This window comes from Undibacterium sp. GrIS 1.2, from assembly GCF_040544435.1.
In the GTDB taxonomy this organism is placed as follows: Bacteria; Pseudomonadota; Gammaproteobacteria; order Burkholderiales; family Burkholderiaceae_D; genus Undibacterium.
This window is the reverse complement of the sequence record NZ_JBEONP010000029.1, coordinates 55,596-63,529: the sequence shown is the minus strand read 5'-3', so window position 1 is coordinate 63,529 and position 7,934 is coordinate 55,596. Positions and strand designations below refer to the sequence as shown.

The following is a 7,934-nucleotide window of genomic DNA, read 5'->3' as shown; positions in this document are numbered from 1 at the left end:
TGTCACATGTGCCGCTTCAAACAAGAAAACCAATCGCAACAGTGGCCACACCCATGCTCGACTTTACTGGTTTGGGTATTTTGCAAGAAGCTCAATACTTATTTAATTACTTATTTAATTACTTATTTAATTACTTATTTAATTACTTATTCAATTACCTCATTGATTTTTACCGACCATCATGATCATTTTAAAATGCTGCTCATTACTTTTATTATCTAAATAAAAACTTAAATCACTCTTATGATCACGAACAGCAATGAGCTTCATCAACAATCTTCATAGCAGGTAAGACATCATTTTTTCGCTATATCTTGAAAAACATACTATTGCTCCTGCACACTAAGCTCGCTTTTACTGATTCTGTCCCAGTTTATTTGCAGACTGTCGCAAGCCTGTAGCGATCGCTCCAGCATTTCTCTAAAGTCACAACATGCCATATAAAACATTATCTTTGCTACCAAGCTAATCAGCCAATATCAGTTAGTAGAAATAAGATAACTTAGAGAGAAATTCATCATGAACCCGAACACACTTCAAACAAGTAAAGAGCTTGCTACTAGTTTTTTACGCTGGCTCAGCAAGGCTTTTGACAAAACTGCCGCTTGGGTAACGCAATTATCCTGGTGGAAGTTTTTCTTATTCGCCATCGTCACAATGATCGCGGGTGCGATCCTTCAAGATAATCTTTTTAGTTCTGAAGAGAGTGTTGTCGTCACGAAGAAAAAAGCAGCGAAAAAAGCGAGTAAATCCAAAGCAATTAGCGACGGCGATACCAATATTGAGATTGATGGAACTGGTATCCATATCCGCAAAAACAAAACCGATGGTGACGGCAAACAAATTGAGATCGATGAGAATGGCATTCGCGTTTTAAACGGCAATAGCAGCACACCAACAGAACCTGCTGCGCCGGTCGCACCAGCAGAAAGTGCCGCCTCTGCTGCCTCAGCCGTTGCGCCTGCTGCACCTGTAACACCAGTCATCAGTAAAAATGGGCAAGATGATATCCATATCAAGCTCCCTCCAGAGGTTGCACAGGAAATCAGCAATGATATTGAAGATGCCGTTGCCGACGCTGCTGATGAAGAGGTAAAGAGTTACCAGAAAAAATCATCCAAATGGTTTATCAACTTTGTGATGTTATTGATTTTCGGCCTGCTCGGTATGAAAGCGTTAATGGGTGGGAAAGTCCGAGCGGAAGAAAAGGCCAAACAAGCCAATGCCTCTGCTGAGCGTGAATCATTGCTGCGTCAGGTCAGCGAGGCACAGATGCAAATGATGCAAGCGCAAGTCGAACCGCACTTCTTATTTAACACGCTGGCATCGGTAGAATATTTGATTGAAACCGACCCGCCTCGCGCAGCAGCGATGCAACGCAGCTTGATCTCTTACCTGCGCGCCGTCTTGCCACAAATGCGCGAAAACGCCGCTACAACCAATTTGGGACGCGAGGCGGATATGGTCAGGTCTTATCTGGATCTATTAAAAATGCGAATGGAAGAACGATTAGAGGTTGACTTCATCATGCCAGAAGGATTGCGCAGTGCCTCTTTCCCGCCGATGATGTTGCAGTCGCTGGTTGAGAATGCGATTAAGCATGGATTAGAGGTAAAAGCCGAAGGTGGCACGATTCGCTTCCATGCAGAAGTAGCACACAACAAATTGCGGGTATCGGTATCAGATAACGGATTGGGCTTTGGTGCAATGCCGAGTAACGGCACTGGCTTAGGTTTGCAAAATATTCGTGAGCGTCTGAAACTTATTTACAAAGAAAAAGGGCAAATGATCATTACACCTAATCAACCTACAGGCGTTTGCGTTACTATAGAAATCCCTTATGAGTTAGCCAACTAAACGGAATTGACGAACTATGCCAACCGATATGCCAACCGCCATAATCGCCGATGATGAAAGACTGATGCGCGACCAGTTAAGGTCACGCCTGGAACAAGTCTGGCCAGAATTGCAGATTCTCGATGAAGCCAAAAATGGCGAAGAAGCTGTGCAGTTAGTCGAAACATTACAGCCTGACTTTGCCTTTCTCGATATTCGCATGCCTGCCAAAACAGGCTTAGAAGCTGCTAAAGAAATTGGCAACAAAGCGCATATCGTATTTATCACTGCCTATGATCAATATGCGATAGAGGCGTTTGATCATGGCGCAGTCGATTATGTGCTGAAGCCAGCAGATGTAGAGCGGCTGACACGCACCGTAGAGAGGTTAAAAGCGCGACTACATAGCCAAGCCGAGCCTAATGATATGAGTAATATGCTGGCACAATTAGCCAAGCAGATGGGAATCGGCAAACAGAGTTATTTGCAATGGATACAAGCATCTATTGGACAAGAATTACGTTTGATCCCGGTCGAAGAAATTTTGTTTTTTCAATCAGATGAAAAATACACCCGGGTACAAACAGTAAGCTACGAGGCATTGATCCGGAAGCCCGTGCGCGATCTGGCGGAAGAGCTGGACCCTGCCCTGTTTTGGCAAATTCATCGGGCAACGCTGGTCAATGCCAAAGCGATTTCTGGCGTAGTGCGCGACATGCGGGGACGGCATCTAGTGCAAGTCAAAGGACTAACAGAGAAGCTGGAAGTCAGTCGTAGCTTTGTGCATCTGTTTAAACAAATGTAAGCGAATAGCGGCGATCAGATCAGCACACAGTAAGCAGTTGAAAAAAGCCTGATAAACATGATGTTTATCAGGCTTTTTAATATACTGCCCCTATGTATATTAAATCGTCCAGAGGAAATATGGACGATAAGGCATATTTACCAAAAAACAGGGGGAGTATTTATAATATGTGCCGTCCGACCCACCATGCAATCGCGGCGACAAAGGCAGAGGCAGGTATAGTCAAAATCCAGGCCCAGACAATATTACTAGCAACACCCCAACGCACTGCAGACATCTTTTGGGCAGAACCCACGCCCACAATCGCGCCAGTAACAGTGTGTGTTGTGGAGACAGGAATGCCCATGGCGGTGGCAAAAAATAAGGTCGCAGCGCCTGCTGTCTCTGCACAAAAACCGCCTACAGGTTTTAACTTTGTAATTTTTTGTCCCATAGTTTTAACAATGCGCCATCCGCCAAACAAAGTCCCCATACCGATCGCGGTATAACAACAGATAATCACCCAGAGCGGTGGCGAAGTATCTGCTTGTGCAGAATAACCGGCAGAGATCAGCAACATCCAGATGATACCCATGGTTTTTTGAGCGTCGTTACCGCCATGTCCCAGGCTAAACATGGAAGCGGATAAAAGCTGCAAACGACGAAACCATTTATCAACCTTCATCGGCGTCGATTTAACGAACAACCATGACACCAATAACATCATTAAAGAACCAAGGAAAAACCCCAACAGAGGCGACACAACGATAAATACGATCGTCTTGATCAAGCCAGCAGAAATCAATGCGCCAGTGCCTGCTTTAGCTACCGCCGCACCAACCATACCACCAATTAATGCATGCGATGACGACGATGGAATACCAAAATACCAGGTCACAAAATTCCAAAAAATCGCCCCGACTAATGCGCCAAAAATCACATAGTGATCAACTACACTGGGATCGATCGTACCTTTACCGATCGTGGTTGCAACAGTCAATGGAAAAACTACAATGGCGAGCACATTAAAAAATGCCGCCATCGCGACAGCTTGCTGAGGCTTTAATACGCCGGTAGAAACAACGGTAGCAATAGCATTCGCTGCATCATGAAAGCCATTCATAAAATCAAATAACAGAGCTAGCACCACCAGAAATATGATGAGATACAGGCTCATATGGAAGGTTTGCATGGGAATCACTTCTCTTTTAAGCACTCTCAGAGCTGAGAGTTAATACTAAATAAAACGACAGGCAAGTTAAATGCTTAGATACTGCCGATACACATACTTGTAGCATCTGAACTAGCAGAGCAATGTCTTGCCAGTTTCATCGTTACGCGTTTTCGACAATAATGCCTTCAATAATATTGGCGACGTCTTCGCAACGATCTGTCACGGTTTCCAGAATCTCATAAATCGCTTTCAATTTAATCAGATTACGGACATCCGGTTCATCGCGAAATAATTTAGACATCGCGGCACGCATAACGTGATCTGCATCGGATTCTAAGCGATCAATCTCTTCACAGATCAACAAAATCTCGCGGGAGTTTTTCATGTTATTTAAGAGTCCGACCGCAGCCTTTACCTTTTCTGCGCAGGCCAGACATAACTCAGCCAAACGTTTAGCCTCTGGCGTAATCTCACGAACATCGTACAAAGAGATTGTTTGCCCAGCATCCTCCAGCAAATCCAAAATATCATCCATGCGGGTAATCAGCTGATGAATATCGTCACGATCCAAGGGTGTGATAAAGGTTTTGTGTAATAACTCAATCGTGTTGTAGGTAACTGTATCGGCCTGTTTTTCTATGCCTTCAATTGCATGTACACGGTGCTCAAGGTCATCAAAATTGGTCATCAAGGCGACCATTTCTTTGGCACCTTTAACGCATAATTCTGCATGCTGGTTAAAGAGCTCAAAAAATTTACCCTCAGTGGGCATCAATCGTCCAAACATATTGTTCTCGCTAGAAGTAAAAATACTGAAATCGCTCCAGATCAAAAAGAAGCATCTGATTAATCTGGATACTGCTAAATAGTCGTACGACTATTCGTTGTCACCGTAAATAGACAGTGAGCCTGTGTAATTATCGAACTTGGTGTATTCACCCAAAAAGGTTAAACGAACGCTACCAATAGGACCATTTCGCTGCTTACCAATAATGATTTCGGCGGTACCTTTATCTGGAGAGTCCGGGTTATAAACCTGATCACGGTAGATAAATAGAATGACGTCAGCATCTTGCTCAATCGCGCCAGACTCTCGCAAATCGGACATTACCGGACGTTTATTCGGCCTTTGCTCCAACGAACGATTGAGCTGAGAGAGTGCGATTACTGGGCACTGCAACTCTTTTGCTAAACCTTTTAAGCTGCGGGAAATTTCGGATATTTCTGTAGCACGGTTTTCACCTGCAGTGTTACCTGACATCAGTTGCAAGTAATCGATGATAATTAACCCCAATTTGCCACATTGACGTGATAAACGACGCGAGCGAGCGCGCAATTCAATTGAACTCAGCGCAGGCGTCTCATCAATATATAACTGCGCGTCGTTCATTTTTTGAATCGCATGGGTCAGGCGCGGCCAATCTTCATCCACCAATCTACCTGTACGCAATCGATGCTGATCCAAGCGACCAACCGAGCCAAGCATACGCATGGCTAATTGAGCCCCACCCATTTCCATCGAAAATACAGCTACTGGCAAACCACTTTCAATTGCGACGTTTTCACCGATATTGATCGAGAACGCCGTTTTACCCATTGATGGGCGACCTGCAACAATGATCAAATCGCCGGGTTGCAAACCGGAAGTCATTCGATCCAGATCCGTAAAGCCCGTTGGCACGCCGGTGATGTCACTAGTGTGATCGCGGTTATACAACTCATCAATTCGCTCAACCACTTGTGTCAGCAAAGGTTGAATAGCAGTGAAGCCTTGAGCGCCACGGGAGCCCTCCTCCGCGATCGCAAAGATTTTTGACTCTGCCTCATCCAGCATTTGCTTTACTTCTTTGCCTTGCGGATTAAAGGCATTACCAGCGATTTCGTCAGATACTGAAATCAATTTGCGCAAGACACCTCGGTCACGCACAATTTCGGCATAACGACGAATATTTGCGGCGGAGGGGGTATTTTGTGCCAGCGCATTTAAATACGTCAAACCACCAGCGTCGTCTGCTTTATTCAGGCCAGTCAGTGCCTCGTAAACGGTAATAACGTCGGCTGGCTTAGTCGCGTTAATCAGCTTAACAATTGCCTGAAAAATAATCCTATGGTCATATCGGTAAAAATCATCCTCGCGGATAAAGTCGGCGATTCTATCCCACGCAGCATTATCTAATAGTAAGCCACCCAAAACAGATTGCTCGGCTTCGATGGAATGTGGTGGGACTCGAATGGAATCTAATTGCGGATCGGAAGGTGCTTTCATGGCGCGCATTATACCTTTTTATTCAATATCGAAATCAACAGAACATGCCTTAATGAAATACATAAATCTGACCATTTATTACTAAGATAACAGGCACAGCCGCTATTAAAAAATAGTAAATACCATTTATGCTGCAAGCTTTAAAATACCAAATTAATTAAATCAATACCTGACTGCCAAGACTAATTGATCGCTCAATCTTAGCGACGTAAACGTTAAAAAGCCGGGCGAACCCGGCTTTTTTAAATACTATGCGACTAAAACTTAAGCGTGCTCGCCCAAGATAGCAACGGTCACATCAACAACTACGTCTGTGTGCAAAGCAACGGCAACAGAATGATCGCCAACGATCTTCAACGGACCTTGTGGCAAACGAATCTGCGCTTTTTCAACAGCAAAACCTTGCTTGGTCAATGCTTCAGCGATGTCGAAGTTGGTTACGGAACCAAACAAACGACCATCAACACCAGACTTTTGCGAGATTTGTACAGTCAAACCAGACAATTTTTCGCCTTGAGCTTGTGCTGCAGCCAAACGTGCTGCTGCTGCTTTTTCCAACTCTGCGCGTTTTGCTTCGAATTCAGCAATCGCTGAAGTTGTAGCACGGCGAGCCATACGTTGTGGGATCAAGAAGTTACGTGCGTAACCGTCTTTAACTTTAACTACATCGCCCAGATTGCCGAGATTAACGACTTTATCAATCAGAATAACTTGCATATTTTTCTCCTAGTACCTTGTCGTCAATTACGCTGTGTGCAAATCAGTGTACGGCAGCAACGCTAAGTAGCGTGCGCGTTTGATCGCTGTGTCGACTTGACGTTGGTACAAAGCTTTAGTACCTGTCAAACGTGCTGGCATGATTTTGCCGTTTTCTTGCACGAAATCTTTCAATGTATCGACGTCTTTGTAGTCAACTTGCGCTACATGTGCGGCTGTAAAGCGGCAGAATTTTTTACGCTTGAACAATGGATTTTGTTGTGGGCGCTTATTTTTCAGTTTGCTTTTGTCAAATTTTTTACCGAATGCCATTTGTGGCTCCTAATCTAGTAAATTTGTCTCGAATTCAGTAATGTGAAATACGAGACTTTTGCTGTTACGGTTCTTGCGCGACAAAAAACCTGTGAATTGCATTACAACACCTAACTCTATTTCCATAAATCGCTTTGAAATTTCTCCTGCGGCTAGCGCATTGATTTCAAAGTCGACTACACGTTGGGCATTTGCTTGCGTTTGCTTAGAGCTATGTATCAGTACCGCAGAGGCTATCGGAATTCCGGCTGGTGTAAAACGCAGCGCCGATTTTTCTACAATGCTGGCAACGACTTTAAGCTGATTCACTGATTTATGTAGCGTCCTCTAACGTGTCAATTATGCTGCTGGCGCTTCTACGCGTTGCGTTTTAGCAGCATCTTCTTTCTGAACAGATTTCATCATTGGAGATGGCGCTGTTTCAGCTTTCTTCATTTTGACTGTGAGGTGGCGCAGAACTGCATCATTGAATTTGAATGCGGTTTCCAACTCAATCAGAGTCTCAGCATCGCACTCAATGTTCATGCAAACATAATGTGCTTTTGCCAGTTTTTGAATCATGTATGCCAATTGACGACGGCCCCAATCTTCAATACGGTGTACTTGACCACTACGTGCAACAACTGTGGCTTTGTAACGCTCGATCATTGCAGGCACTTGCTCGCTTTGATCCGGATGTACGATAAATACGATTTCATAATGACGCATATATTCTCCTTGTGGACAATTTAATAGCCCGCCTCGGCGTCAAGACGAGTGCGGGAAGAGGAAAGCCCACAACTATACTGCACTTTGATAATTTACTCAATAGTTTCAATAGCTTATTACATTTACTGCTACCAATT

At 44.3% G+C, this 7,934-nt stretch carries 10 protein-coding genes; 3 read left to right on the top strand and 7 right to left on the bottom strand.

Annotated features, from left to right (window positions below):
- The 3 genes from AAKU61_RS13755 to AAKU61_RS13745 form a co-directional block, all read left to right on the top strand.
- Positions 1 to 185: hypothetical protein (locus AAKU61_RS13755; RefSeq protein WP_354333070.1), on the top strand; the 185-nt coding region annotated here is incomplete at its 5' end.
- Positions 186 to 519: 334 nt separating this feature from the next.
- The gene (locus tag AAKU61_RS13750) at positions 520 to 1,857 is read left to right on the top strand and encodes a sensor histidine kinase (protein ID WP_354333068.1); all 1,338 of its coding nucleotides are present in this window, start codon (positions 520 to 522) and stop codon (positions 1,855 to 1,857) included.
- Between the two features lie 28 nt (positions 1,858 to 1,885).
- Positions 1,886 to 2,641 (top strand): LytR/AlgR family response regulator transcription factor, encoded by a 756-nt coding sequence (locus tag AAKU61_RS13745; protein WP_354333066.1) that lies wholly within the window; start codon positions 1,886 to 1,888, stop codon positions 2,639 to 2,641.
- Positions 2,642 to 2,801: 160 nt separating this feature from the next.
- Here AAKU61_RS13745 and AAKU61_RS13740 read toward each other — a convergent pair whose 3' ends face one another.
- The 7 genes from AAKU61_RS13740 to rpsF all read right to left on the bottom strand — a co-directional run bounded on the left by AAKU61_RS13740 (position 2,802) and on the right by rpsF (position 7,797).
- Entirely contained in the window at positions 2,802 to 3,812 is a 1,011-nt protein-coding gene (locus AAKU61_RS13740; RefSeq protein WP_322118564.1) for an inorganic phosphate transporter, read from the bottom strand.
- Positions 3,813 to 3,954: 142 nt separating this feature from the next.
- Positions 3,955 to 4,581, bottom strand: a complete 627-nt coding sequence (locus AAKU61_RS13735; RefSeq protein ID WP_322118563.1) for a DUF47 domain-containing protein — start codon at positions 4,579 to 4,581, stop codon at positions 3,955 to 3,957.
- Positions 4,582 to 4,671: 90 nt separating this feature from the next.
- Positions 4,672 to 6,060 carry a replicative DNA helicase gene (locus AAKU61_RS13730; RefSeq protein WP_322118562.1) on the bottom strand — a complete coding sequence of 463 codons (1,389 nt, stop codon included), beginning with the start codon at positions 6,058 to 6,060 and terminating at the stop codon, positions 4,672 to 4,674.
- A gap of 264 nt (positions 6,061 to 6,324) precedes the next feature.
- The gene (gene rplI, locus AAKU61_RS13725) at positions 6,325 to 6,777 is read right to left on the bottom strand and encodes a 50S ribosomal protein L9 (protein WP_322118561.1); all 453 of its coding nucleotides are present in this window, start codon (positions 6,775 to 6,777) and stop codon (positions 6,325 to 6,327) included.
- Between the two features lie 27 nt (positions 6,778 to 6,804).
- Positions 6,805 to 7,089: a 30S ribosomal protein S18 gene (gene rpsR, locus AAKU61_RS13720; protein WP_322118560.1), complete on the bottom strand. Its 285-nt coding sequence runs from the start codon at positions 7,087 to 7,089 to the stop codon at positions 6,805 to 6,807.
- A gap of 9 nt (positions 7,090 to 7,098) precedes the next feature.
- Entirely contained in the window at positions 7,099 to 7,398 is a 300-nt protein-coding gene (gene priB, locus AAKU61_RS13715) for a primosomal replication protein N (protein ID WP_323492379.1), read from the bottom strand.
- 30 nt (positions 7,399 to 7,428) lie between these two features.
- Positions 7,429 to 7,797: a 30S ribosomal protein S6 gene (gene rpsF / locus AAKU61_RS13710; protein ID WP_322118558.1), complete on the bottom strand. Its 369-nt coding sequence runs from the start codon at positions 7,795 to 7,797 to the stop codon at positions 7,429 to 7,431.
- Positions 7,798 to 7,934: the final 137 nt, after the last annotated feature.